We start from the raw sequence: 24,359 nt of genomic DNA on the forward strand, positions 1-24,359 counted from the left end.
ACCGGGCGCACCCAGCGGAGACCGGAAGCCCTACGGCAAACCGGGCGCACCCAGCGGGGACCGGAAGCCCTACGGCAAGCCGGGCGCACCCAGCGGAGACCGGAAGCCCTATGGCAAACCGGGCGCACCCAGCGGGGACCGGAAGCCCTACGGCAAGCCCGCATTCAGCGGGAAGGGACCCAAGCCCTTTGCCCACAGCTATCCCGTAAAGCGCGGGAAGGGCACCTTCCCTAAAAAGGACAACTGAGAATACTCCCCCTTCCGGGGGGTGGCAGAGGGCGGCGCTCCCTTTGCTTCGCCGCGCGGCGGCGATAGATATATTGCGTTTCCGGCGGCGATTCTCCGGAGGCGCGCCCTGACCCACCCGCCAAGGAAGGCGGCGCGGGCCGCAGAGAGGAGACGGCGTCCCCCCTCGCAAGCGAACGATGGAGGTGGCTTTATTGAGTACGAGTGCAGCGAATAAATACAGAGTCCGGGAGCTGGCCAAGGATTTAGGCCTGAGTAACAAGGACATTATGGAGATTTTGGGGAAGTATGGCGAGGCCCCTAAGAGCAATATGCAGGCATTGACCGACAAGGAGCTGTCGCTGGTGTTTGAGGCGTTGACCCAGGCCCATCCGGCGTCCGGCATTCAGGAGATTTTTGCCGATACCTACCGGGAGTCGGCAAAGCAGGAGCAAAGCGTCCCCGCGCCTGCACCCGCTCAGCCCGCCGTGGAAAAGCCTGCCCAGCAGCCCGCCGCTCCGGCGGCACCGACGGCCCCCATGGCTCAGGTGCAGAAGGCGACGGCGGCTCCCGCGCCTCATGCCGCGCCCCGGCCTGTTAATCCCCAGCCTGCCGCTGGGCAGGCGAAGCCTGTGCTTTCCCAGCCCGCGACCCGGGTCCCCCAGAAAAAGGTGGTGGATACCCGCAAGGGCGGCGACGTGAATCTGGCGAAGTATGACGAGCGGCTGGAGCAGATGGCGCCTGATAAGGCTCGGCGGATGCAGCCCGCCGCCCCGGGAAAGCAGAAGTTTCGCCCCAATAACAACCGCCGTCCCGGTCCCGGCATGACCTTTTCCAACAAGCGGCGGCAGGATGAGCAGGAGAAAATGCGCCGCCTTCAGTTGGAGATTGCCAAGAAGGCGCCCCTGAAGGTTTCCATCCCCGATGAGATCAGCGTGGGCGAGTTGGCCTCCCGCATGAAGAAGACCGGTGCGGAAGTGGTCAAGGTGCTGATGAAAAGCGGCATCATGGCCTCCTTGTCCCAGATGATTGATTATGACACCGCCACTTTGGTGGCGCTGGAGTTTAACTGCAAGGTGGAGCACGAAGTCACCGTCACCATCGAGGAGCAGTTGATCGACACCCACGAGGACAAGGAAGAGGAGCTGATTTCCCGTGCTCCCGTGGTGGTGGTCATGGGCCACGTTGACCACGGCAAGACCTCTTTGCTTGACGCCATCCGCGATACCTCTGTCGCCGAGGGCGAGGCGGGCGGCATCACCCAGCACATCGGCGCTTATCAGGTGCAGTTGGAGGGAAAGCCCATCACCTTCCTGGATACGCCGGGCCACGAGGCGTTTACCTCTATGCGTGCCCGCGGTGCGATGATTACGGACATTGCCATTCTGGTGGTGGCGGCGGACGACGGCATTATGCCCCAGACCGTAGAGTCCATCAACCATGCAAAGGCCGCTGGAATCCCCATTGTGGTGGCTATCAACAAAATCGACAAGCCTGCTGCCAACCCCGAAAAAATTAAGCAGCAGTTGACGGAATACGGCCTTGTCACCGAGGACTGGGGCGGCGAAACCATCTGCTGTCCCATCTCCGCCAAAAAGCGTACCGGCATCGACAAGCTGCTGGAAATGGTGCTGCTCACCGCCGAAATGGCGGAGCTGAAGGCCAACCCCAACCGCGCCGCCTCCGGCACGGTGATTGAGGCCCGGCTGGACAAGGGCCGCGGCCCTGTGGCGACGCTTTTGGTCCAAAATGGAACCCTGCGTCAGGGCGATACCATTATCGCCGGAACCGGCGTGGGCCGCGTGCGGACCATGACCAACTCCAAGGGCAAGCGCATCGAAGAGGCTGGCCCCTCCGTTCCTGTGGAGATTGCGGGCCTGTCCGAGGCTCCTGCCGCCGGCTGCACCTTTAACGTGGTGGCCGATGAGCGCATGGCACGAGAGTTGGTTGAGCAGCGCAAGGAAGAGGAAAAGTTCAAGTTCGCCGCGCCGGTGCAGAAGGTGTCTCTGGAGAATTTGTTCGACCAGATTCAGGCGGGTGAGCGCAAGGAGCTGGCCCTCATCGTCAAGGCCGACGTGCAGGGCAGTGTGGAAGCCGTCCGCGTGTCTCTTGAAAAGCTCAGCAATGCCGAGGTGGCTGTTCGGGTCATTCACGGCGGCGTGGGCGCAATCAACGAGTCCGACGTGATGCTGGCTGCCTCCACAGGCGCCATCATCGTGGGCTTCAACGTCCGTCCGGACGCCGCTGCCAGAGACGGCGCGGTCCGGCAAAACGTGGATATGCGGATGTACCGCGTGATTTACGACTGCATCGACGAGATCGAGTCCGCCATGAAGGGCATGCTGGCCCCCAAGTTCAAGGAAGTGGTTCTGGGCCACGCCGAGATCCGTCAGACCTACAAGGTGTCTTCCATCGGCACCGTGGCGGGCGCGTATGTGCAGGACGGCAAGCTGGTCCGGGATTGCAGCGTGCGCGTGGTGCGGGACGGCATCGTGATTCACGAGGGGAAGCTCGGTTCTCTCCAGCGGTTTAAGGACACGGTCAAGGAAGTCACCACCAACTACGAGTGTGGCCTGATAGTGGACCGGTTCCACGACATCAGAGAAGGCGACATTATCGAGGGCTTCACCATGGAGGAGATTCCCCGGTAACCGGATATAATAAGGGCGGCGGCGTGGCCGCCGCCCTCTGCTTTTGACACAAAGGATGGCGTCCTAACGAGACGCCCACGGAAAGGAGCATTTTATGGCCAGTAATCGCATCGGCCGTATCAACGAGGAAATCCAGCGGGAGCTGGCGGCCCAGCTTCGCGGACTGAAGGACCCCCGGGTCAGCGGTGTGGGCATGGTAAGTATCACCCGCGTGAACACCACGCCGGACTTGCGTTATGCCCAGGTATTTGTCAGCGTGCTGGATAAGGAGCAGGAAAAGGATGTGCTCAAGGGCCTGAAATCCGCTGCGGGCTTTCTGCGGCGGGAGCTTGGCGGGGCGCTGCGCCTGCGCTATACGCCGGAGCTGCAATTTGTGGCGGACGATTCCATTGCCCACGGGGCCCACATTTTAGAGCTTCTTCGCAGTGTGGAGCGCAGGGACGCGGAACAAGCCGGGCAGGAGGACAAGGAATGACGGACTTGACGGCGGCTCAGGCGGCCGCGCTGCTGCGGGAGTTTGACAATGTTCTGATTCTCACCCATGTGCGCCCCGACGGGGACACGGTGGGTTGCGCGGCAGGCTTGTGCGCCGGACTGCGGAATCTTGGCAAGCGAGCCTATCTGCTGGAAAACGACGGCAAAACCCGCACCACCGCGCCCTATATGGCGCCCTATGAAGCGCCGGAGGGCTTTGTTCCCGCCTATGTGGTGTCTACCGATATTGCGGTGACGGACCTGTTTCCCAAAAACGCGGAGCAATATAGAGATAGGGTGGATTTGGCGATTGACCATCACCCCTCCTTTGCGCGCTTTGGCAAGGCGAACATGGTTCGTACGGAGGCCGGGGCCTGCGGTGAGATTATTTACGACATTCTAAAGGAGCTTGGCCCCGTCACGGCTGAAATGGCGCTGCCTTTGTATGTGGCCATTTCCACCGACACGGGCTGTTTTCAATACAGCAACACCACCGCCAATACCCATCGGGTGGCGGCGGAGCTGTTGGACACTGGCATCGACTACCGAACCGTGAATCAGGTGTTCTTCCGCACCAAAAGCCGCAAGCGGCTGGAGCTGGAGGGCGACATGCTGGCGGGTATGGAGTTTTACGACGGCGGCCGGATCGTGGTGATGAAGGTCCCCATTTCCCTGATGGAGCGGGTTGGCGCAGATGAGACGGACGCAGAGGATTTAAGCTCCCTCGGCGGGCAGATTGAAGGCACCGACTGCGGCATTACTATGCGGGAGCTGCGGCCCGACGTGTGGAAGTTCTCTGTGCGCACCGGACCCCGGATCAACGCCAGCGTCGTCTGTGCGGAACTTGGCGGGGGCGGACATGCGGCCGCCGCGGGTTGCACCGTGGAGGCCCCCATGGCTGAGGCCAGACAGAAAATGCTGGCGGCGGTGGAAAAGACGACCGGAAGATTTGCCGACTGACAGGGAGTAGTAAGCTATGAAGATCGAAAGCATCCAGCGAAACGGCGTAAAAATTGCCGTGATTACGGGCGGCGAAAAGATGCTGACGGATGTTCAGTCCGCCCTGGATTTGCTGGCCACAGTGAATTATGAAGCCGGTGCGGACAGGATTGCGATTGACAAGGATGCCGTGGCGGACGACTTTTTTGTTCTGAGTACAGGGCTTGCGGGCGGCGTACTTCAAAAATTTGTGACGTACCACACGAAGCTTGCCATCTACGGTGACTATACCGGCTACACCAGCAAGCCGCTGAGGGACTTTATTTATGAGTCCAACAAGGGGAACCATATCTTTTTCGTATCGACGAAGGAAGAGGCCCTAGAAAGACTTGCGTGCGTCTGACAGGACGCCAAATTTCAATGGGGAGGGCACGTTATGCCCAGCGGAATCATCATCATCGACAAGCCCATGGACTGGACCAGCATGGACGTATGCGCCAAGCTGCGGGGCATCCTGAAGGAGAAGCGGGTGGGCCACGGCGGGACGCTGGACCCCATGGCCACCGGCGTGCTGCCCGTTTTTGTGGGGCAGGCCACCCGGGCGGTGGAGTTTGCGGAAAAGGGGAAAAAGGAATATGTGGCAGGATTGCGTCTGGGCCTTGTCACCGACACGCAGGATGTGACGGGGACGGCGCTGGAACACTGTGAGCCAGCGGTTTCCCGGGAAATGCTGGAGGGGGTGCTGCCCCGGTTTACGGGGGAGATTTTGCAGATACCGCCCATGTACTCCGCCATTAAAATCGGGGGAAAGAAGCTGTACGAAATCGCCCGTAAGGGCGGCGAGGTGGAGCGTGCGCCCCGGCCGATCACCATTTACGAGCTGGAGCTTTTGGAGCAGACCGGGCCTACCGAGTTTACTCTGCGGTGTCTGTGCTCCAAGGGGACCTACATCCGCACCCTCTGCCACGATATCGGACAGGCCCTTGGCTGCGGCGGATGTATGTCCTCTCTGCGGCGGACCATGGCGGCGGGTTTTACCCTCAGTCAGGCGGTGAGCCTTGCCGACGTGCAGGAGCGCGGCGCGGCGCTGCTGCTGTCCACGGACTCGTATTTTGCGGAGTACCCCGCTTTCCACCTCTCGACAGAGCGGCAGGAGCGCCGCTGCCGGAACGGAAATCCGGTGGATGCACCCGCATGTCCCGACGGGACAGTCCGGGTATACGGGCGGGAGGGTGACTTTCTCTGTCTCTCTCAAGCCTGCGACGGCGTGCTGACGTCGGTTAAAAACTTTTTTGGAGCGTAAGATATGAAAGAACGCGTGATTGCTCTGGGCTTTTTCGACGGGGTTCACCTGGGCCACGCCGCCCTGCTTCGCCGTGCGGTGGAGGAGGCGGCTCACCGGGGCTGTGTTCCCGCCGTATTTACCTTCAGCCGCCCGCCTAAAGAGGTGGTCACGGGGATTCCCTGCCCCCTCATCAATTCCCCGGAGGATCGGCAGGGTTTGCTTCGGCGGCTGTTTGGCATTCAGGATGTTTTGATGGTCCCCTTTGATCAGGAAATGATGACCACTCCATGGGACGCATTTGTAACGGAAATTATGGTGAAGCGGTACCACGCCGTCCATTTGGTGGCGGGGCATGACCACCATTTCGGACATAAAAATCAGGGTTCGCCCGAGCTTTTGCAGGAAAAATGCGCGCAGCTTGGGATTGGCTGCGACATCATTCCCAAAGTGGAGCGGGGTGGCATCGAGGTCAGCTCCACTTACATCCGAAGGCTGGTGGAGCTGGGTCAGATGGAGCGGGCGGCGGAATTTCTGGGGCATCCTCACGTATTGTCTCAGGAGGTGAAGCATGGGCGGCGCATCGGCCGGACCATCGGGATTCCCACCATCAATCTCACCGTGCCGCCCCATGTGCTGGTGCCTGGGCACGGTGTTTACGCCGCCAAGGCCTGCCTGCCGGACGGCAGGGAGCTGGCGGGCGTGACCAATGTGGGAACCCGACCCACCGTCCGCAACGGGACAGACGTGACCGTGGAAACCTTTTTGCTGGACTTTGACGGAGACTTGTACGGGCAGACTGTCCGACTGGAGTTTTATAAGAGACTGCGGGACGAAATCTGCTTTGATTCGTTGGATGGACTGAAGGCCCAGATTGCCCGGGACGCGGAGACGGTGCGGGCTTTACTTGCGAAATAGCGCAGGGCTTCTGCCCGAAAGGCGAAACGGCTAATTTGGATATGGAAAGCGGGGCGTCTCGTAGAGACGCCCCGCTTCAGTTTGCGTTCCGGCGGCAAAGAAAGATAAATCCGTTTTTTCCGACCGCGAAAGGGTTCCCCTCACCAAAGATATAGCAGCTTCTTTAAAAATTCCACGCCCTTGGGCAAAATCCGCTCGTCGTCAAAGGAAAAGGTGCTTGCGTGAAGCTGAGGTACGTCTCCCGCGCCCAAGAAGAAAAAGACACCGGGGATTTGCTGCTGGTAGAAAGAAAAATCCTCCGCCGCCAATGCGGGCTGAGCGAGCAAGGAAACTTCGCCCGCTCTCAGTCCGGCCTGGACCGTTTCAAACAGGCCCTCATGGTTCCAAACAGGAGGATAGCCCTCGTTGAGGTGAAGCGTCACGTCGCAGCCGGTGGAGCGCTCCACCCGGCGGCAGGTATCCGCCAGTTCCCTGCGCAGCAAGGCAAAGGATGCGTCGGAAAAGGTACGCAGACAGCCCAAAAGCTCCGAGTGGCCGCTGACCACGTTGCGGGCGTCCCCGGAGTGCAGCGTGCCGAATCGCAAAACGCGGGGGTCCTCCGGGGGCAGGGCGTTCCGCTCCGTCTCCGTCACTTGGCGCACCAGCTCCACGGCAGCCAGCAGTGCGTCCCGGCCCTGATCGACCCGGGAAATGTGAACGCTTTCTCCGGTGATGTTCACGGTAATCTGACTGGCCCGGGCCATCTGCGGGCCGGGCTTCGCCCACACCGTTCCCTCCGGAAGACCGGGCCACAGGTGCAGTCCGAAAATCCGGCGGACCTCCAGCCGCTCCAAAAGCCCTGTTTCACAGATCAGCCGCGCGCCTCCGGTGGTTTCCTCCGCAGGCTGAAAAATAATAAGTATGTTTCTGGGCAGATTGTCCAGATGACTGTCGACGTATTCCGCCAGCGCCAAAGCCATGGCGGTGTGCCCGTCGTGGCCGCAGGCGTGCATTTGGCCCGGATGCTTCGAGGCAAAGGAAAGGCCCGTCTCCTCCGTCTCCGGCAGGGCGTCCATATCCGCCCGAAAAGCCACCGTCTCTGCCCTTCCCACATCGAAAAACGCGCAGATGCTGCCCTTAATAGGCCATGAAAGCTGGCAGCGCAGCTTCTCCAGCCGACCTTGCACAAAGGCAAGGGTTTTTGGAAGTTCATTGTCTAGCTCCGGGATGCGGTGCAACGTTCGGCGATACGTGATGACGGAGTCCATGCCGCCACCTCCCTTTTTTTCGCTCAGTATAGCACCGCCAAAAGCAAAAAGACAGAGGGCAAAACGGAATTGTCAAAACCTCACAAGAACAGAGAGAAGAACTCCTGAAAATCAGGAAAAGATGACAAACAGCGTTCGCCGCCAATTGGCAGCGAACGCTGTTAATGGTTCATACCGGAATACCCGGCCCTGTCAGGAGACAGCCGCCACGCCCGAAAAGCTGAACCAGCCTCTCGGGTCCCGGCACAGGCCGGACCAGCCCTCTCGCAGCTTCCACAGTGTTCCCGTGGTGTAGAGCGGAGAAACCGCCGCATCCTCCAGCAGAAGAACCTCTGCGTCGTGGAGACAGGCAATTCGCGCCGCCGGGTCCGAGGCGCTGTCAATAATTTTCAGAAGGGTGTCATAGGCACCGCTGGAATAGCGGGCCGTGTTGAGGGAGGACTTGCTGGAAAAAGGCGCGAGAAACGTTTCCGCGTCGTTGACGGATGCGGACATGTCCACGTCCGCCAGCGCGTATTCCCCGGTGCGCAGGGCATCGGACAGCTCCGCCCGAGTCACGGCTCGGGGCTGAATGCGCAACCCCAGCACGGAGCGCCACTGCTCTGCCAGCGCGGTGGCAATCGCCGCCGCTGGTCCTTCGTCCACATAGAGATATTCCAGAGCGCTGTTTCTCACATAGCTGCTGGCGCCGCTGTCATAGCCGCTGCCGGACAAAAGCTGTTTTGCCTTTTCGCAGTTGCCTGCATAGTCCTCCGCCGAGGAGTTTAAAAGGTCGCCGCCCTCGGTGCGGAAGTCTTCCTCTGCGCTGCCGGGCACACCGTAAGGCACCAGCCCCGTCGCCGCGCTGGCAAAGTTGCCTGCCAAGGCGGCCACCGCCTGCCGGTCCACCGCAAGGGTCAGCGCCTTGCGGAATGAGGGGTCATCCAGAGGGTACTGAGCTCCGTTAAACAGCACCGTGTGGGTGGTGAGAACAGGCGTAAGAGACTGGCCGTGAGAAAGCTGTGCGTCCACCTGCTCCTGAGGCAGGGCGTATGCCAAATCCACCGTCTCTCCGTCATACAGCGCCCACGCCGATTCCGGACTGTCGGCAAAGAATACGCGCACGCCGTCGTTTCTTACCCGGCCGTAATAGTGCTCGCTGCGGGTCAGCTCCAGCGTTTTTCCCGATTGATAGGCGGAAGCATAATAGGCCCCGTTGGTGACAAGCAGGGTGGGGTCATACCACCACTTCAGGGGCGCGGCGTCTTCTCCGGCGGTTTTGGAAGCGGACTGTGCCTTCTCCTTCAGTGACTGTACCACGTCCTGCCGCAGGGGAACAGTGGCGGGGGGGGAGCACACGCCGGTCAAAAACCAGTCGTATTTCCCAGACAGAACGACCTCCAGCGTGGTGTCGTTTTTCGCGGTGACGGCCAGCTCCTCCGGGGCTCCCCCGTTTCGGACGGCATCGTAGCCCTGTACCACGGACAGAAGCGCTGCATTGGGAGACAGGGTCAGAGGATTTGCAAGGCGCTGCCAGGCGTATACAAAGTCCTGTGCCTTCACCTCTGTCCCGTCGGACCAGCGGGCGCTGCGCAGGCGGAAGGTATAGACCACGGTGCCGTCAAAATTCTCCGTTACATCCACGGACTTTGCCATGCCCTCGGTCGCTGTGGTGTTGCCGTCGCCGTCGCAGGTCATGCGCATCAGCGGTTCGTAAAGGCTGAGGGCCATCGTGTTGTCCGCGTCGGTGGTAACATAGGCCGGGTCAAAGGTGGTCACTCCGTTTCCCACGGACACCGGAAAAATGGACGGGGCTTCTTCCTTGCCGCAGCCGCTCAGGATCCCGGCGCACAGCGCGGCGGACAGCGCCAGAGCCGCCCATCGCTTCATTCGTCTCATGTGTGATTCTCCTTATAGAACACGGCCCGCCCAGCGGCGTCCTCCGCTTTATATGATTTATATATGCAATCAGGGCATTTCCGCCGAAACGCGGGAAATACCAAATAGCATTATACGCGAGTTTGCAGGCGATTGTAAAGCAAAAGAGAAAATTTAGTAACAAATATTTACAAAATTAAGAGAATTTTAATAAATACAAGCTTTGTAGACGGAAAGAAGACTCCAGCCCGCAAAAGACCCGCTGAAATAGCATTTGCTTTTTCAGCGGGTCAAAATTGAAAAGAAACGGGCGCAAGCCCAGTCAATGCGCCAAAATGAACTGTTCCAGCTCTGCCGCGGAACGCACCACCGCCACGGCCCCGGCCTCTTCCAGCTCGCCGGGGGTGGCATAGCCAAAAAACTCCACGCCCAAGCAGTCCACGCCGCACTCCTTCGCGCCCAACACGTCGTATTTCCGGTCGCCCACCATCAGAATGTGGGGCCGGTCCGCCTCACTCAGATTCAGACGGTGGAAGGTGTCCCGAATTACGTCGGCCTTCGTGTGGTCCCCATGGAGCGGACTGCCCGCGATGACGCTGAGAGACGGCGTGTAGCCAAACCGCTGGCAGATATCCACGCACAGCTTTTCCGGCTTGGAGGAAGACAGAGCCAGCACGTACCCCGCTTCCTTCAAACGTCCGCACAGCTCCGGCATTCCCGGAGTTGCCGCATTTTCAAATTTTCCTATGGGCTCATACCGTTCGCGGAACATCTCCACCGCCGCAAATGCCTGCTCTGCCGTAAAGCCGCACAGCTCCATAAAGGTTTCCTGCAAAGGCGGGCCGATAAACTTGATCAGCGTGTCCTCGCCGGGTGCGGCTTTGCCAAGCTTTTCAAACGCGTAGCGCAAGGAATTCAGAATGCCTTCCTTGGAATCCGTCAGTGTTCCGTCTAAATCTAAAAAAATATAACGATACAAAAATTTCTCGCCTCCGTTCCCTAAAATTCTATCATGTTTTGCCGCTTCATGCAAGACGGTCGCAAGGTTTGCGCCCGCCGCCCGGCGCGAAGGGAAGAAGGCCCTTTGTTTCGCGGAAGAAAAGCGAATTTGGTTGCCAAATTGCCTTGTAGGGGGTATACTGTCGGCAACAAAACCGAAGGACGGAACTTTATGAAGATACTGGTATTCTCCGATTCCCACGGCAACGTGGAGCATATGGTGACCGCTTTGGAGCGGGAGAGGCCGCAGCGCATCTTCCATCTGGGAGACGGCTGGCGGGATGCGGAGCACCTCCAGGATATGTTCCCGGATATTCCGCTGGAGCAGGTCCCCGGCAACTGCGACTTCCGCCCGGAGGAGCCGCCCATGAGGCTTTTAGAGCTGGAGGGCAAGCGGATTCTTCTTTGCCACGGGCACACCTGCCGGGTGAAGGAGGGGCTGATGGACGTGGGCTATGCAGCCCGGGAGCACAAGGCGGATCTGCTGTGCTTTGGGCACACCCATGTTCCCACACAGGAATGGGTGGGGGAGTCCCTTTTGTTAAATCCCGGCAGCATTGGCTATTGGGGACGACCCACCTATGCCGTGGTCAGGATTGAACGTGGCCGTCTCACGGCGGACCTGCGCAGGCTTATATGACAAACGGGGCCGAACGGGGCCGATTTGCGCCCTCTCCCAGCGGGCGGATGCATTTGGGGAATCTGTTTACAAGCCTTTTGGCGTGGCTCTCCGCCAAATCCGCCGGGGGACAGGTTGTTTTGCGAATTGAGGATTTGGACGCGGGGCGCTGCACATGGGCCTGTGCGGACCAATTGGAGGCGGACTACCGCACGCTGAGCCTTTTCTGGGACGAGGGGGGCAGCGTGGGCGGGATAAACGAACCCTATTACCAGAGCGGGAGGGGAGCGCGCTATGCCGCCGCGCTGGGATTACTGCGGGAAAAGGGATTGGTATATCCCTGCTTTTGCACCCGCGCCCAGCTTCATGCCGCCTCCGCTCCCCACAGGGAGGACGGGCAGACAATTTACCCCGGCACCTGCCGGGGCTTAATGCCCGATCAGGCGGTGGAGCAGGCCAAAACTCGTTCTCCCGCTGATCGACTGCGGGTTCCGGATCGGGAAATCGCGTTTGAAGACGGGCATCTTGGCCCATACGCGGAAAATCTCGCACGGGACTGCGGAGACTTTCTTCTCCGCCGGTCCGACGGACTTTGGGCCTATCAGCTTGCGGTGGTGGTGGACGACGCGGCCATGCACGTTACGCAGGTGGTGCGGGGGAGCGACTTACTGGCCTCCACACCCCGGCAGTTGTATCTTTACGAGCTGCTGGGATTGACGCCGCCGAAATTTTACCATGCGCCATTGCTGCTGTCGCCCGACGGGCGGCGGCTGAGCAAGCGGGACGGGGATTTGAGTTTGGATGCGCTGCTTTCCCGAAGTACGCCGGAGGAGCTTGTGGGAAAGCTTGGGCATCTTGCGGGGCTGAATCCCTCCGCCAAGCCCCGGACCCCGGAAAGTCTGCTGGCGGAATTTGATTGGCAGCGGATTCCGAAGGAGGATATCTTCGTACCGACCGGTCTGTTTTTCTGAAATCCGAATAAAACCGCCCCCTTTGCGCAAGCTGGCACAAAGGGGGCGGCTTATTTTATGGATTTGAAAAACAGTGAAACAAAAATCAGCCTGATGCGGGCCTTCGCGGGAGAAAGTCAGGCCCGCAACCGCTATACGTTTGCAGCGTCTCAGGCGAAGAAGCAGGGCCTGCATGTGATTGAGGCGGCGTTTCTGTTCACCGCGAATCAGGAGAAGGAGCACGGGGAGGTGTTCTACAAGCATCTGGGGGAGCTTTCCGGCGAGACGGTGCAAATTGACGGCGGCTATCCCGTGGACGCGGCGCAGGATATGGCGGCGCTTTTGCGGATGGCGCGGCACAACGAGCTGGAGGAATTTGGCGACGCCTATCCCGCCTTTGCGGAAATTGCGAAGAAGGAGGGCTTTTCCCGCATTGCCGACTCCTTCTCCCGCATCGCGGCCATTGAGAAAACCCACGCCGACCGGTTTGAGCTGCTGGCGGACCTGCTGGAACGGGAGCGTTTGTTCGTGGCCGACGTAGAGTGCGGCTGGATGTGCCTGAACTGCGGCTATGTCTTCACAGGGAAGGCCACCCCGGAAAAATGCCCCGCCTGTGACCACGACCGGGGCTATTTTATCCGTTTGACCATGGCTCCGTACACAGAGCCGTAACCGGAGAAAACGTCAGCTTGAAAAGTCCCAGCGACACAAAAGGCCCGGACGCGTGATAGCGTCCGGGCCTTTTTATATCCAATTACAAAACGATTTCCTTGGGAAACGCTTCCCTGCGGAGAATGCCCCACATTTTATCGATGTAGGCCAGCGTGTAGTAATTTTCGTAGTAATGATAGTAAAACGCGCCCTTGAGCGTCATGCGAAAAATTCCGTGCTCCTCCGTGGCAAAGCCCAGCTTTTTCGCAAGCCAGAATTCAAAGCCGTAGACCTTGTTCAGCGGCACGCCAAAAAATTCTTCAAATCCCTTGGGGTCCACCTCCGTGCCGTAGGCAGTCCAAAACAGGTAATAAAGCATTCGCTGGCGGGTTGTAAAACGCAGGGTCAGCGAGGTGGGGAGCGTGTCGCTCTCAATTCTTCTGCGGTATTCTGCCACGGAAAAGGTGTTAACCTTGAACTGATTTTTTAGCAGCGTGGTGGCGGAGCAGCCGAAGCCTAAGAAATTTTCCCGGGTCATGGAGGAATAGCTCGCCCCCGGCGTGCCGGAGAAGGTCCAGATGGACTCTCGCCGGTATCCCATGGCCTCGCAATACCGGGTGATGTCATCCAGCAGGCGGCGTTTTTCCTGCTTGCCCATGGACTTGACGGTGGAGCCGGTGAAGGCAAAGTCAATAAAGGGATAGATTGCCACATGGTTTGCCCCGATGGAAAAGGCTGTGGCAATATCCGCTTTTAAATCCTCCGCCGTCTGTTCCGGCAGGGCGAAAATAAAATCCATGGACACGGTTTCAAAAGGAACGGCCCCCAACGCGGCGGCAAGACGTTCCGGGTCAAAGCTCTTGCGCCCCAGAATCCCCAGAAATTTATCCCCGAAGGACTGAATCCCGATGCTGATTTTGGTAACGCCTGCTTCCCGCAGGGCCGAAAGCGTCTCCACGTTCACATTGTCCGGGTGAAGTTCCAGACCGATGCCCTCCGTAATGATGAAATACTCTTGCAGAGCAGACACAATTTCTCCGATTCGCCGGACAGCAAGCGCGGGCGTTCCGCCCCCGAAATACAGGCTGGTGGCCTGCTTTTTCTCCTGCGTGTGCCCGCCCACCAAATGAATTTCCCGAAGAAGGCAGTCAATATACTCGTCGCACAGCGCCTCGTTGTACAGTTCCTTGCAATAGGGGCAGAAGGAGCAAAGCTGCCTGCAAAAGGGAATGTGGACATACAGGCCCAGCCTTCGGCTTTCGGCAAAGGGAAGCGCTTCGTCATATTCGTTTAGAAACCTGAACGGGCGAAAGGACCGCGTAAGAAACGCCCGGGTCAGTGTCGTCAAACAGCTCATCATTCACCTCCATGCACGCGCGCTGCGTTTCGGCGGCACAACAAGCAGCCGGGTAACATGCCGCGGGTTATCCGCCCCGCTTCGGCAAGGGCAGCTTATGCATCATCACGCGGCCAAAGGACACCAGCGTCTGCCCGCTGTCGGCGGTGAGCACCACGTCTGCGTCCGAGCGCGCCCGGTTGAGGGAGAACAGGTACACCGTCCCCATAGGGTCCCGGTAATACTGCTTGCACACCATTTCCCCGTCCACGCAGAAAATACCGATGTCCCCCGCTTGCAGCGGGTCCCGGTTCACGTAGGCCACCGCCCCGTCGGCAATCCAGGGTGACATGGAGTCGCCCCGAATGTGCACGGCAAACTCCGCCGCGGGCGGTACGTCCCCGCCCACGGAAACATAATCGAAATCCTCGCCGAATACCGGCGCCGCAAAGCCTGCCGCCGCCGGGCTGCAATACAGGGGAATGCGCCGCTCCGCAAGCTGAGGCCGGGCAAGTTCCAGCTCGTCCTGATACTGGCACAGCGCCCCCAACACGGAGCGCACCGTGTCCCGCCCCACGGCGGAAAGACTTCGGTATTGGTCTAAAACCTCCCGCTCGTCGTGGCTCAAAACGCTTTTTCCGCCCCGGAAGTGGTCCCGGTACAGCGTGTTTGGGTCTACCCGCAGGCTGTCAAACAGGCGCAGGAGCACCTCTTCCTTGGGAAAGCTGATTCCCGTTTCGTAATTGCCAATGGCGGAAACCGTCACGCCTAGCGCCTCCGCCAGTTCCCGGCGGGACATATTCAACTGCTCTCTCCGCTCCCGCAGCCGTTCTCCAAACCCCATGTGGCGCGCCTCCCCGCAGTTCTTCGACATAATCTGACTTTTCTTTATCCTATCTTTTTTCTTTGGCTTTGTCAATTATAAAAACAGGAAACTTGTAAAATGCATCTTGACAAAACATTATACTTGTGATAACTTGAGATTGTTCACAGAGTTCTTGTGAATGGCGGGGAATAACGAGCGGAGAAAAGCGGTGGGACAAGCTATAAGAAAGCGGTCCGCCGGGATGTGGAAACCGGCGCAAGAGAGCTTTTGAAAGCAAACCGGCTGCGTGAAGAACGAATTTCTCCGGATGCGCGAGGGCTTTTCGAAAATAAAAGCGCTCACATGTTCCGAAAAACATGTGAGCGCAATGGTGGGGGAAGATGGATTCGAACCATCGAAGTCGTAGACAACAGATTTACAGTCTAAGCCTCACCCCAGCAATTGCAATGTTTATCGGGGTTTTATGAGCGTTTGACGGCAAGTTGACGGTACTCTTGAAACTAGAACTTTAATTTGCTGACATCGACCTTACGCGACTTTATATCGCTGTGTGTATAAATTTCCGTAGTAGTAACTCGACTATGCCCCAATTGGTCTTGTACTGTGCGGAGGTTATGGCATCCCTCTAGCAAGTAGCTCCCATAAGTATGCCGACATTTATGGGGGGATAATTTGCGGACGTAGGGTGGATCTTCATCCTCCTTGTGGTCGCCTTGCTGCACCCATTCAGCGGCAAGGCTTGCATTGAGCCGATCAATAAAACGATAATACCGGCGACGGTATAGGTCAGGGCTCATAAAATTGCTTCCGTCACCCGCAAATATCCACTTCGAGGTACGGGGCAGTCTTTCGAAGAGCGCGACCCCTGCGGGATCTAAGACGACTTCGCGGGGCTTTTTGCCTTTTGGACACTCTTTAATAAAATACTTCATCCCTTTTTCGTCTGTTCTGGCGGCATTGCGGTGCACTAACAAGGTGGAGCCGTCGTAGTCGTCCCACGTCAGCGCACAAGCCTCTCCTATTCGCAGTCCGGTATAAAGCAGACCTTCAGCCAAACATCCATCTTTGTCACGCGGGATGTAGTCAAGCAGATTTTCCATTTCCTCACGACTGAAATATTCTGGGCGCTTGCTTGCGTGCCAAACCGGGGCGGTATCTTCCGTTGGGTCCTCTGTGCAGAGGTGATTTTTCAACCCTGATTTAAAAATCCCACGGAGGCAGAGCTTGATATAATTGAGAGCACTGTTAGATAGTGCGGCCTCGGCTCTGTAGATCTGTTCGATGTGGGCCTGCCGCACATCTCCCATCATTAAATTACCAATGTGTGGGACAATATGATTTTCCACATATACGCAGTAGTTTTTATAGTTTCCGCCAGAGGTTCCGCGCCCTTGCTTATAGGTGGTTAGCCACTGCTCGGCCCATGATGCGACAGTTTGGTTCACTTCTATTTTTTGCTGATCCCGTTCGCGCTGCCAGTCAATAAATTGTTTTTTGGCAGAGCGACCCGTTTTATCGCGGCTGTAAAAGGATTTATAATCTGGGTCCCCGCTGGATTTTGTGCCAATGCGTACGCGGTACTCCCAGCGCCCGTCTTTCCGCTGATATAAAGAGCCGTCGCCATAGGTTGCTTGTTTCATCTTGCATTTTCCTCCAAATCTGATATGATAGGAGGGCAGACGGCCTACAAAGCATCTGCCCTCGAAACCGCTTCGGTGTTAGCGCACCGGGGCGGTTTTTTTATTTTATTAAGACTTCATCGCGGCTGCCATTTCGGTGGCTTGCTTTTTAATGCGCTTTTCGTCAAAGCGGTCAATTTCTTCCAACAGGGCAGCCTTGAACGCTTCGGGCGATTTAATAGATTTAAACTCATAACTTCCGGAAGACGACGTGATGTGGATGGTCCCATACCCCAAAATCTTTCCGAGCAATCCGCTTTCAATGGAAACGGTGTTGACCTTGTTAAGCGGAGTATCAAGCGTCTTTGTGTTGATCAATCCAACTTTGCCGTATAGCCGCTTGCTGGTTATGTACATGTCGGTGGTAAACATTCTGATGAGCGCAGGAATAATAGTAAGAATGCCGATGAAGGCAGGAAATAAAATTAGGTGCGGAATTAGGCATGCCCAGTGCACCTTCGCCTGCGTTACAACCTCTTCGTCTCTCCCAAGATCAATCATTTTCTTTTTCCTCCTACAATCTATTTTTACCGTCCTCCGGCGGTTGGTTACATAAGCTACAATACCCGAAATATAATTCACTGTCCCATTTCTTCCCATAGTGTTTGCGCGGTTGGGTATAGCGGAACCATTTTTATTGTTTCCGTGCGTGTTCCTGCTTCCATTGCCTGGCGAATCTGCGCGAGTAACTATTAAGGCTCTCAAGGCTATGGAAAAGCGCTATTTTATCTGGAGGATGGCAAAATAATACGTCAGGGATACGCCGCTGCCGTTTACGCGGGGTGCATCTGACACTGCAGGCCTCATGCTCGATCTGCACAATTGTAAGGTCGTCCCGGAAAAAATGCTCCTCTTTTAAATGCTCTACCTCGTGCCTCAAACTTTCGCGCTGTTTTGCCTCACAGAACAGCGTATTAATGTAGATGCTGAATGTGCCATCTCCATTTGAGACGGCAAGAGACGGACTGGCGGTATTCGGGAACTCCACATACCTGACCCAGTAGTCGATGTTCTCATAATATTTACCTATCTCCCTGCATCTCCTCTACCATTTTCACGATGGCCTCAATTTGCGCCTTCGTGGCGTTCTTTGTGGTTGAAAAAAGCATTCGCATTTCGGGGCGGTTGCGCAGCTCGTCCAAATAATCTCTCAGGTCTTCATCGACAACATCGATGGGGGCCTGATTTTTTTGCTCTCCGGTGAGGAGATAGTCAACGGAGACATTGAAATAATTTGCTATTTTAGAGAGTTTCTCTGCGGAGAGAGATTTCTTTTTCCCAGAGTGTAAATCGGACATCATGCTTTTGCTCATCCCCAATTCAAGGCACATGGCACTTACTGTTATTCCGTTCTTTTCGCACTCGGATTTAATTATTTCGTATAAATCGTACATTTCAATGTTCTCCTTTTGGACACAACGACAAAAGGACGAAATAAAGAACTCGAGTATTGACAAGTACGAAACATAGGACTATAATTGCCAATAAAGAGTACGAAATATCGTTCTATTTGTTTGGTGGTACATTCATATTAGTACAATATTGCGTACTTGTCAAGCCCATGATATAGGAGGTGAACAATCTGGATGGCACAACTTACAGCGTATGGGAAAGACGTAAAGAAAAGGCTAATTGATATTGGGCAGTCCCAAGAATGGCTTGCTGGTCAGGTTCGGGAAAAAACGGGTCTTTTCTGCGATACTGCGTATCTCTATAAAATTTTGATCGGAGAGCGCAACCCTCCATCTATCGTCAGCGCGATCAATGAAATTCTGGAACTGGGAAAGGAGACTGAATGATGCAATTTTTCAGTGAGAACTGGAAAACCATCCTTGTATCAATGGCAACAACCATTTTATTCCGCTTATTGCTAGATTGGTAACCACCGTTACGAGGATCGGAATCCACGCATTTTTTAACCAGAGTTCCTTGCGGCGTAATAATGCCTCAAATTCGTAATCTTGAAGTGCTTTTTCTCCGAATTCAGAGAGCCTATATAGACCGAGCGGCTTCGTGTGGGTAATTCCAGTTGCTTCATCTTTGACGTTTTCGTAATCTTCTTCAATGTACGAAGTATTGTCAATGGGAATGCTGAAGTTCTGAAAATACTTGCGGTCGTGAGTAGCCAGTTCTTCTACCCGGTATTGAATAGATGAGACTTTCGACATGGCGTGCTCAATGTCTTTAATGCTCGTGGGCTGATGCCGTTTTATGAATTTTAATATTTTTACGTCGTTATCTGTAAGCGCAACCATATTTCTACCTCCTTTCGCCCATATTTTACCATTTTAACGGCGAAAGGACAAGCCACAGAAAGGAGGACAAATGAACCAGATAAAAGAAGTCATTACCCCGCGAGAGGCGTCGCAAATTTTAGGAAGAGCAACCAGGACGATTGAGCATGGGCTTAGAACCGGCGAATTGCCTTTTGGTATTGCGTACCGGCAGAAGTCTGGGCGGTACGTGTATATCATTCCTCGACAAGCATTTGAGAAATTTTTGCAAGGCCAGTGACGACAGTAATCACCATTTTAACTGCTTATATGGCAAAATATGTATATCGGACATCGCCAGATACACAGCCAAATAAATAGTAAAGGATTGGTGATTTTGAAAAAGAAAATGATCGGCGCAGTTAGGGGCCTTGATCCGCAAGGGCGGGTAGTAATTCCTAAAGGGCTCCGAGAGGCAATTGAAGTTCAAAAAGGAGATTTCCTGGAGGTATTTACAGATGGACGGCGGATTGTCTGCCGGAAACATCAGCCTGGGTGTGTGTTTTGCGGCAGCATCAGCGGCGTTAAAGATATGCACGGTGTGCAAGTTTGCCGTAAGTGTGCCAAAGAAATGTCGAGGCTTGGAGCTTTGAAGGTTTCTGAAGCAACATAATCACTAAAGGCTGAAAGGTTTGGCGGTGTTCGCCCTCCCGGATGGTTAATCCATCCGGGAGGAAATCAGAAAGGAATAAAAATGAGCCAGAAATCAGAGAAATACGCCCGCGGCCTTACTGCACGCATGGACAAGGTGGAACAGGACTGCCGCTTTGTTGCGGCTCTGCACAGCATCAGCGATGATACTGCTACGGAGCTGCGTCGCAGGACGCGTGAAAAGGCCCGTCTCGCCAGACAATGGCGGCAGCGGTGTATGTGGCTGGCTGTTGTTGCGGTTACGCTGGCCGTGGCCTTGTGCCTGACAATTAAGGTTAGGGCGGATGCCGCACCGGTGGGGGAGTCGCCTGTTGAATCCATTCCCATTGTGGCGGTGGCGCAGGAGGACTACGAGAATGAGAAAATCGAAGCGGCTCTACTCCAGAATGCCAACAAGATCGAAGATTGCACGGTGACGTGGTACACGGCGGACACCTGCGGCAAGCAGATGGGAGACCCAGCTTATGGAATTACATATTCCGGCCTGCCTGTGATGGAGGGCCTGACCTGCGCCGTGGATACTTCGGTGATCCCGTTGTACTCCGACGTTTTTGTAGAGTACGCCGGCGGCACGATTGAGCAGCTTTGGGCGACGGATACCGGCGTTAAGGGCAATGCGGTGGATATCTACACGCCGGACTACAATTACGCCATCCAGTGCGGGCGGCAGAGTTTGACGGTGTGGTGGGTGGGGCCGGAGGAGGTGGCGAATTGAATGTAGCTTACAGCATGGATTGCATGAAGGCCATGCGGCAGATGCCAGATAATGCCTTTGACCTCGCCGTCGTAGACCCTATTTATGGAGACGTAACCAAAGGTGGCTACATAACCGGAAAATCTCAGGGTGGTGTCGGGCCGCACCCAAAACATGATCCTGAAATGTGGACTCAGCCGAAGACCGGGCAGGAATACTTTGACGAATTGTTTCGCGTCTCAAAGAACCAGATTGTTTTCGGTGGGAATTACTTCGTGCGAGAAATCGCAAGAGATAGCCAATGCTGGATAGTGTGGGACAAGTGCCACCCTGAAGGTATTAAATTCGCAGACGCGGAACTTGCATGGACTTCTTTCAACAGGGCAACACGTATTTTCCGCTTCATGTGGAATGGGATGTGTCAGGGTACGCCCGGAAATGGTACAAAAATGCAGGGCAATAAGGCCCTGAACGAAGTCAGAATACATACAGCTCAGAAGCCAGTGCCACTGTATCGCTGGATTTTTCAAAAATTCGCACAGTCCGGAGATAGAATTCTAGATACTCACCTTGGCAGCGGAAGTAGCCGGATTGCCGCCTATGAAGCTGGGTTGAACTTTGTAGGATACGAGATCGTTCCAAAGATTTTTGAAAAGCAGGAGCAACGGTTTGAGGCCCATGTGGCACAGATGAATTTATTTACGGAGGTATCCCCATGAACCCTCACTACCTCATATGCACCCGCTGCTACAAGCGCTGGAACGTATCCCGGATGAGAGATAACCGGCCTTATTATGGCCCCGTATGCGCAAAAAAGCGCCGCCTGCGGGATGGCAGTCCCACAAGCGGCAAGATGAGTAAGAAATTCTAAGGCCAATATAGGACATCAGAAAGGAAATGTCAAGTGAAGACGGAAAAATGCTGCGATGCGCCCGATTCGCTCACCAGAGAAGAAGCCGCTGCCGCGCTGGGTGTATCAACGTACTGGATAGACCGGCTGGCGCGGGAAAACAAGCTGACCAAAAACCTTCAGAAGCGGATCACCCAAAGCAGCTTGCAGCGATTTCAGATCGGCAATGCCAAAAAGATTGACGCTGCAAAGGCCGAGGTGCTGCACGCCTATGATATCGGCCTTTCCATGAATCTTATAGAGATTGTGGCGGACAACGCCATCCGCGATCATAGTATCCTGCTGCCCGGTAAACCGACCGCGCGGCAGTTCACATACCAGACTATCTACAATTACGTAATGAAGGAGAAAAAACATGGCTAAAACCGAATTGACCCTCGGTCTGTCGCTGAGCAATGAAAACATTGAGGTGCTGACGCGCTTCTGTGATTCTGTGGACTTCCTCAAAGAGGCATCGCAGTCCGGCGCGGAAGTCAAGCTGCAATGGCCTGAGACTGCCGCTATGCCTGCCACGGTTCCCGTACAGGCGACTACTCCCGCGCCGGTTACGCCCCCTATGCAGCAGCCCGCAGCTATGGCAAACCCTACCCCTGCGGCTTCACCTTCTGTCCCCAGCCCCGCCTACATGACTGGTGCCCAGCCGCAGACCGCTGTACCTACCGTCCCTAGCTTTGTCCCGGCAATTCCGGCCATGGCCCCGCCGGTCCCTGTTGCGGCCCCTGTGGCACCGACTGCGGCGCCTACATACACGTTTGACCAGATCACGAAGGCAGGCGCTGATTTGGCAGCCGCAGGGAGAACCCCTCAGCTCCTCGGCCTGTTGCAACAGTTTGGAATTCAGGCGGTCAATATGCTTCCATTGGAGCAGTACGGCGCGTTTGCCATGGCCCTGCGCGGATTGGGGGCGCAGCTCTGATGCCAACGCCTGAATACCACGCCCGAAAGTCCCCGTCCTCCGCGCACCGCTGGATTCACTGCCCCGCCTCCATCAAGTTGAGCGAGGGCATCCCAACGACCACCAGCCCCTACGCGGAGGCGGGCAGACTGGCCCACTCTATCGCGGAGTTAAAAGCCCGTAAGCGGTTTTCTGTGCTGACCAAGCGCGCGTTCAACGCGCAGTTGAAAAAGTTGCAAGAGGACGAGCACTATGCCGCCGAGATGGATGGCTACACCGATCTGTATGTTGAAACGCTGGAACAGCACGCTATGGCTTTTCATTCCGCGCCGTTTATTGCATTGGAAACCTCTGTCCCGGTGGGTATCTTCACGCAAGAGGTCAAAGAGAACGGCTCCGCCGCCACAGGAACCGCCGACTGTATCCAGATTGCCGAAGGGGTGTTATGGATCACGGACTATAAGAACGGTGCCGGTGTGCCAGTGGATGCTGACCACAATCCCCAGATGATGCTGTACGCGCTGGGCGCTCTGGCTATGTATGCGCTGGTCTACGGCGATTCCATCCAGGCCATCAAAACAACCATCGTGCAGCCCGCGCTGCACAGCGTGTCCGATTGGGAGATCAGCCGTGCGGAGTTGGAGGCATGGGGAAGGGAAGTCTTGACCCCTGCTGCCATGCTGGCAGACAGCGAAGACCCCGGAGAGCCTTGCCCCGGTGACTGGTGCCGGTTCTGTCCCTTAAAGAACCAATGCCGCGAACGGGCGAATAAGGTTCTGGCTGTGGAGGCGTTCGGAAAGAAGCTGCCGCCGCTGCTCTCCGATGCCGAAGTTGGACAGGCCCTCCAGCGGGCGGAGGGGCTTGTAGCTTGGTACAAAGACCTGCAAGACTATGCGCTGCAATCGTGTTTGGAGGGAAAGCAGATCACTGGTTTCAAGGCGGTGGAGGGCCGCAGCAGCCGCGCTTGGGACGATCTGGACGCCGCCTTTGCAGATATCCAGCAGCACGGCGTGGCGGAAGCCATTCTGTGGGAGCGCAAGCCCGTGACCGTAGCTGCCTTGGAAAAGGCGCTGGGAAAGAAGACCTTTATCGAAGCCGCTGGCGGGCACGTAACCGTAAGCCCCGGCAAGCCCACGCTGGTTTCTGAATCCGATAAACGCCCTGGTTTCAACGCTGCCGCGCAGGCATTTAACCCGATTAACTGAAAGGAAGTACATTTATGAACGCAAACACTTTGACCATCGGCGAGGTTCGCCTGTCCTACTGCAACCTGTTCCAGCCCAAGCCCCCCTTCAACAACCCGCAGGGGGACCCGAAGTATTCCACCACCGTTCTGCTGCCCAAGACCAACATTGCCGCCAAGGCCGCGATTGACAACGCCATCAATGCCGCCATCAGTACCGGTATCAGTAACAAGTGGGAAGGCAAGAAACCGGCCATGCTGGCAATCTGCGTCCATGACGGCGACGGCCCCCGCCCCAGCGACGGGGAGCAGTTCGGGCCTGAGTGCAAAGGCTGCTGGGTATTCACTGCGTCCTGCAAGCCCGACCGGGCCCCGTTCGTTGTGGACTCCAACGTACAGCCCGTCCTCCAGCAAAGCGAGATTTACTCCGGCGTGTTCGGCAATGTCAATATCAGCTTTTTCCCCTACAACAACGGCGGCAAGAAGGGAATCGGCTGCGGCCTGAACGGGTTCCAGAAGACACGCGATGGGGAGCCTCTGGGTAGCTCTGTTTCTGCTGCCGAGGCGTTCGGCGCATCTGCCGCAATGCCCGCAACGCCGGGATACGCTGTTCCCGGATATGCCCCAGCGCCGGTACCCGTACCCGCCTATGCCCCTCCTGTTGCCGCGCCTGCGTATCCTCCCCAGGCAGCACCGACTTATCCCCAGCAGGCGGCACCCATGTATCCGCAGCAAGCTCCGGCGTATCCCCAGCAGTGGCCGGTTGATCCCATCACTGGGCAGCCTGTTCCCAGCGGTATGCCGGTTATGGGAATGTAATGGGACAAAACACAGGCCTCACACTGGGGCAGCGTTTGGAAGCTATTGATGCCGGTTCCTTAAATAAAACGGATCGTTTGGCGCTGGCTTACACCCGCTTGAAATGTGTGCTGTGGGACGAAATCTTAGGCCCCAAGCCAGAGGGATTTGATGATCTCCCGAAGTTTTCAAAAGAAGTTAAGAAATCATTTCGCCCGCGTCAGCACATGCGGTCAAAACATGACTATACCGAGCCTGCGCTCGTTTAAGCCTGCTGCGTCAACCTCATCCAGAGAACAAGC

At 56.4% G+C, this 24,359-nt stretch carries 29 protein-coding genes and 1 pseudogene; 21 read left to right on the plus strand and 9 right to left on the minus strand.

What is annotated here, in order from left to right; translation table 11 throughout:
• The 7 genes and pseudogenes from RTU96_RS12625 to ribF form a co-directional block, all read left to right on the plus strand.
• A pseudogene (locus RTU96_RS12625) lies at positions 1 to 247 on the plus strand (hypothetical protein); the annotation flags it as partial.
• A gap of 178 nt (positions 248 to 425) precedes the next feature.
• Entirely contained in the window at positions 426 to 2,876 is a 2,451-nt protein-coding gene (gene infB / locus RTU96_RS12630; RefSeq protein ID WP_312636975.1) for a translation initiation factor IF-2, read from the plus strand.
• A gap of 94 nt (positions 2,877 to 2,970) precedes the next feature.
• Positions 2,971 to 3,351, plus strand: coding sequence for a 30S ribosome-binding factor RbfA (rbfA, locus tag RTU96_RS12635; protein ID WP_293009448.1), 381 nt, complete (start codon positions 2,971 to 2,973; stop codon positions 3,349 to 3,351).
• Positions 3,348 to 4,310, plus strand: coding sequence for a DHH family phosphoesterase (locus RTU96_RS12640; RefSeq protein WP_312636976.1), 963 nt, complete (start codon positions 3,348 to 3,350; stop codon positions 4,308 to 4,310). The genes rbfA and RTU96_RS12640 overlap by 4 nt, the downstream gene beginning before the upstream one ends.
• A 16-nt stretch (positions 4,311 to 4,326) precedes the next feature.
• Complete coding sequence (locus RTU96_RS12645; RefSeq protein WP_312636977.1) at positions 4,327 to 4,692, plus strand: DUF4180 domain-containing protein; 366 nt, start codon at positions 4,327 to 4,329, stop codon at positions 4,690 to 4,692.
• Positions 4,693 to 4,725: 33 nt separating this feature from the next.
• Entirely contained in the window at positions 4,726 to 5,592 is an 867-nt protein-coding gene (gene truB, locus RTU96_RS12650; RefSeq protein WP_312636978.1) for a tRNA pseudouridine(55) synthase TruB, read from the plus strand.
• 3 nt (positions 5,593 to 5,595) lie between these two features.
• Positions 5,596 to 6,489, plus strand: coding sequence for a riboflavin biosynthesis protein RibF (ribF, locus tag RTU96_RS12655; RefSeq protein WP_312636979.1), 894 nt, complete (start codon positions 5,596 to 5,598; stop codon positions 6,487 to 6,489).
• Positions 6,490 to 6,629: 140 nt separating this feature from the next.
• On the opposite strand, the gene RTU96_RS12660 is transcribed toward ribF, so the two are convergent.
• The 3 genes from RTU96_RS12660 to RTU96_RS12670 form a co-directional block, all read right to left on the minus strand.
• The gene (locus RTU96_RS12660) at positions 6,630 to 7,736 is read right to left on the minus strand and encodes an amidohydrolase (protein WP_312636980.1); all 1,107 of its coding nucleotides are present in this window, start codon (positions 7,734 to 7,736) and stop codon (positions 6,630 to 6,632) included.
• Positions 7,737 to 7,928: 192 nt separating this feature from the next.
• On the minus strand, positions 7,929 to 9,614 hold the full coding sequence (locus tag RTU96_RS12665) for a peptide ABC transporter substrate-binding protein (RefSeq protein ID WP_312636982.1): 1,686 nt from the start codon (positions 9,612 to 9,614) through the stop codon (positions 7,929 to 7,931).
• A 301-nt stretch (positions 9,615 to 9,915) separates the two neighbouring features.
• Positions 9,916 to 10,572, minus strand: coding sequence for an HAD hydrolase-like protein (locus tag RTU96_RS12670; protein ID WP_312636984.1), 657 nt, complete (start codon positions 10,570 to 10,572; stop codon positions 9,916 to 9,918).
• Positions 10,573 to 10,764: 192 nt separating this feature from the next.
• On the opposite strand from RTU96_RS12670, the gene RTU96_RS12675 reads away from it, so the two are divergent.
• Genes RTU96_RS12675 through rbr form a run of 3 tightly spaced genes read left to right on the plus strand, consistent with a single transcriptional unit; the run spans position 10,765 to position 12,833 of the window.
• Positions 10,765 to 11,232 (plus strand): metallophosphoesterase, encoded by a 468-nt coding sequence (locus RTU96_RS12675; protein ID WP_312636986.1) that lies wholly within the window; start codon positions 10,765 to 10,767, stop codon positions 11,230 to 11,232.
• Complete coding sequence (gene gluQRS / locus RTU96_RS12680; protein ID WP_312636987.1) at positions 11,229 to 12,182, plus strand: tRNA glutamyl-Q(34) synthetase GluQRS; 954 nt, start codon at positions 11,229 to 11,231, stop codon at positions 12,180 to 12,182. The genes RTU96_RS12675 and gluQRS overlap by 4 nt, the downstream gene beginning before the upstream one ends.
• 57 nt (positions 12,183 to 12,239) lie before the next feature.
• Entirely contained in the window at positions 12,240 to 12,833 is a 594-nt protein-coding gene (gene rbr, locus RTU96_RS12685) for a rubrerythrin (protein ID WP_312636988.1), read from the plus strand.
• Between the two features lie 82 nt (positions 12,834 to 12,915).
• On the opposite strand, the gene RTU96_RS12690 is transcribed toward rbr, so the two are convergent.
• The 5 genes from RTU96_RS12690 to RTU96_RS12710 form a co-directional block, all read right to left on the minus strand.
• Positions 12,916 to 14,169 (minus strand): radical SAM protein, encoded by a 1,254-nt coding sequence (locus RTU96_RS12690; protein ID WP_312636990.1) that lies wholly within the window; start codon positions 14,167 to 14,169, stop codon positions 12,916 to 12,918.
• A gap of 67 nt (positions 14,170 to 14,236) precedes the next feature.
• The gene (locus tag RTU96_RS12695) at positions 14,237 to 15,022 is read right to left on the minus strand and encodes a LexA family transcriptional regulator (RefSeq protein ID WP_312636991.1); all 786 of its coding nucleotides are present in this window, start codon (positions 15,020 to 15,022) and stop codon (positions 14,237 to 14,239) included.
• 452 nt (positions 15,023 to 15,474) lie between these two features.
• Entirely contained in the window at positions 15,475 to 16,614 is a 1,140-nt protein-coding gene (locus RTU96_RS12700) for a tyrosine-type recombinase/integrase (protein WP_312636992.1), read from the minus strand.
• A gap of 108 nt (positions 16,615 to 16,722) precedes the next feature.
• Positions 16,723 to 17,154, minus strand: a complete 432-nt coding sequence (locus tag RTU96_RS12705) for a PH domain-containing protein (protein WP_312636993.1) — start codon at positions 17,152 to 17,154, stop codon at positions 16,723 to 16,725.
• Between the two features lie 521 nt (positions 17,155 to 17,675).
• A complete protein-coding gene (locus RTU96_RS12710) occupies positions 17,676 to 18,047 on the minus strand; it encodes a helix-turn-helix transcriptional regulator (protein ID WP_312636995.1) in 372 nt (123 codons plus the stop codon).
• Positions 18,048 to 18,239: 192 nt separating this feature from the next.
• Between RTU96_RS12710 and RTU96_RS12715 the strand changes: the two genes are divergently transcribed.
• The gene (locus RTU96_RS12715; protein WP_312636996.1) at positions 18,240 to 18,452 is read left to right on the plus strand and encodes an XRE family transcriptional regulator; all 213 of its coding nucleotides are present in this window, start codon (positions 18,240 to 18,242) and stop codon (positions 18,450 to 18,452) included.
• A 9-nt stretch (positions 18,453 to 18,461) separates the two neighbouring features.
• Here RTU96_RS12715 and RTU96_RS12720 read toward each other — a convergent pair whose 3' ends face one another.
• On the minus strand, positions 18,462 to 18,908 hold the full coding sequence (locus RTU96_RS12720; protein ID WP_312636997.1) for a hypothetical protein: 447 nt from the start codon (positions 18,906 to 18,908) through the stop codon (positions 18,462 to 18,464).
• Positions 18,909 to 18,978: 70 nt separating this feature from the next.
• Between RTU96_RS12720 and RTU96_RS12725 the strand changes: the two genes are divergently transcribed.
• From RTU96_RS12725 to RTU96_RS12770, 10 genes are all read left to right on the plus strand, one after another.
• On the plus strand, positions 18,979 to 19,167 hold the full coding sequence (locus tag RTU96_RS12725; RefSeq protein WP_312281769.1) for a helix-turn-helix domain-containing protein: 189 nt from the start codon (positions 18,979 to 18,981) through the stop codon (positions 19,165 to 19,167).
• A 96-nt stretch (positions 19,168 to 19,263) separates the two neighbouring features.
• Positions 19,264 to 19,539 (plus strand): AbrB/MazE/SpoVT family DNA-binding domain-containing protein, encoded by a 276-nt coding sequence (locus RTU96_RS12730; protein WP_312636999.1) that lies wholly within the window; start codon positions 19,264 to 19,266, stop codon positions 19,537 to 19,539.
• 81 nt (positions 19,540 to 19,620) lie between these two features.
• Positions 19,621 to 20,292, plus strand: coding sequence for a 3D domain-containing protein (locus RTU96_RS12735; RefSeq protein ID WP_312637000.1), 672 nt, complete (start codon positions 19,621 to 19,623; stop codon positions 20,290 to 20,292).
• Complete coding sequence (locus RTU96_RS12740) at positions 20,289 to 20,990, plus strand: DNA methyltransferase (protein ID WP_312637001.1); 702 nt, start codon at positions 20,289 to 20,291, stop codon at positions 20,988 to 20,990. Before RTU96_RS12735 ends, RTU96_RS12740 begins: the two co-directional genes overlap by 4 nt.
• Complete coding sequence (locus RTU96_RS12745) at positions 20,987 to 21,142, plus strand: hypothetical protein (RefSeq protein WP_312637002.1); 156 nt, start codon at positions 20,987 to 20,989, stop codon at positions 21,140 to 21,142. The genes RTU96_RS12740 and RTU96_RS12745 overlap by 4 nt, the downstream gene beginning before the upstream one ends.
• A gap of 33 nt (positions 21,143 to 21,175) precedes the next feature.
• Complete coding sequence (locus RTU96_RS12750; protein ID WP_312637003.1) at positions 21,176 to 21,544, plus strand: DNA-binding protein; 369 nt, start codon at positions 21,176 to 21,178, stop codon at positions 21,542 to 21,544.
• A complete protein-coding gene (locus RTU96_RS12755) occupies positions 21,537 to 22,097 on the plus strand; it encodes a hypothetical protein (protein WP_312637004.1) in 561 nt (186 codons plus the stop codon). Before RTU96_RS12750 ends, RTU96_RS12755 begins: the two co-directional genes overlap by 8 nt.
• Positions 22,097 to 23,281, plus strand: a complete 1,185-nt coding sequence (locus RTU96_RS12760; protein ID WP_312637005.1) for a DUF2800 domain-containing protein — start codon at positions 22,097 to 22,099, stop codon at positions 23,279 to 23,281. Before RTU96_RS12755 ends, RTU96_RS12760 begins: the two co-directional genes overlap by 1 nt.
• Before the next feature lie 14 nt (positions 23,282 to 23,295).
• On the plus strand, positions 23,296 to 24,078 hold the full coding sequence (locus RTU96_RS12765; protein ID WP_312637006.1) for a DUF2815 family protein: 783 nt from the start codon (positions 23,296 to 23,298) through the stop codon (positions 24,076 to 24,078).
• 35 nt (positions 24,079 to 24,113) lie between these two features.
• On the plus strand, positions 24,114 to 24,326 hold the full coding sequence (locus RTU96_RS12770) for a hypothetical protein (protein WP_312637007.1): 213 nt from the start codon (positions 24,114 to 24,116) through the stop codon (positions 24,324 to 24,326).
• Positions 24,327 to 24,359 lie beyond the last annotated feature (33 nt).

It is taken from the genome of Oscillibacter sp. (assembly GCF_032018205.1).
In the GTDB taxonomy this organism is placed as follows: Bacteria; Bacillota; Clostridia; order Oscillospirales; family Oscillospiraceae; genus Oscillibacter.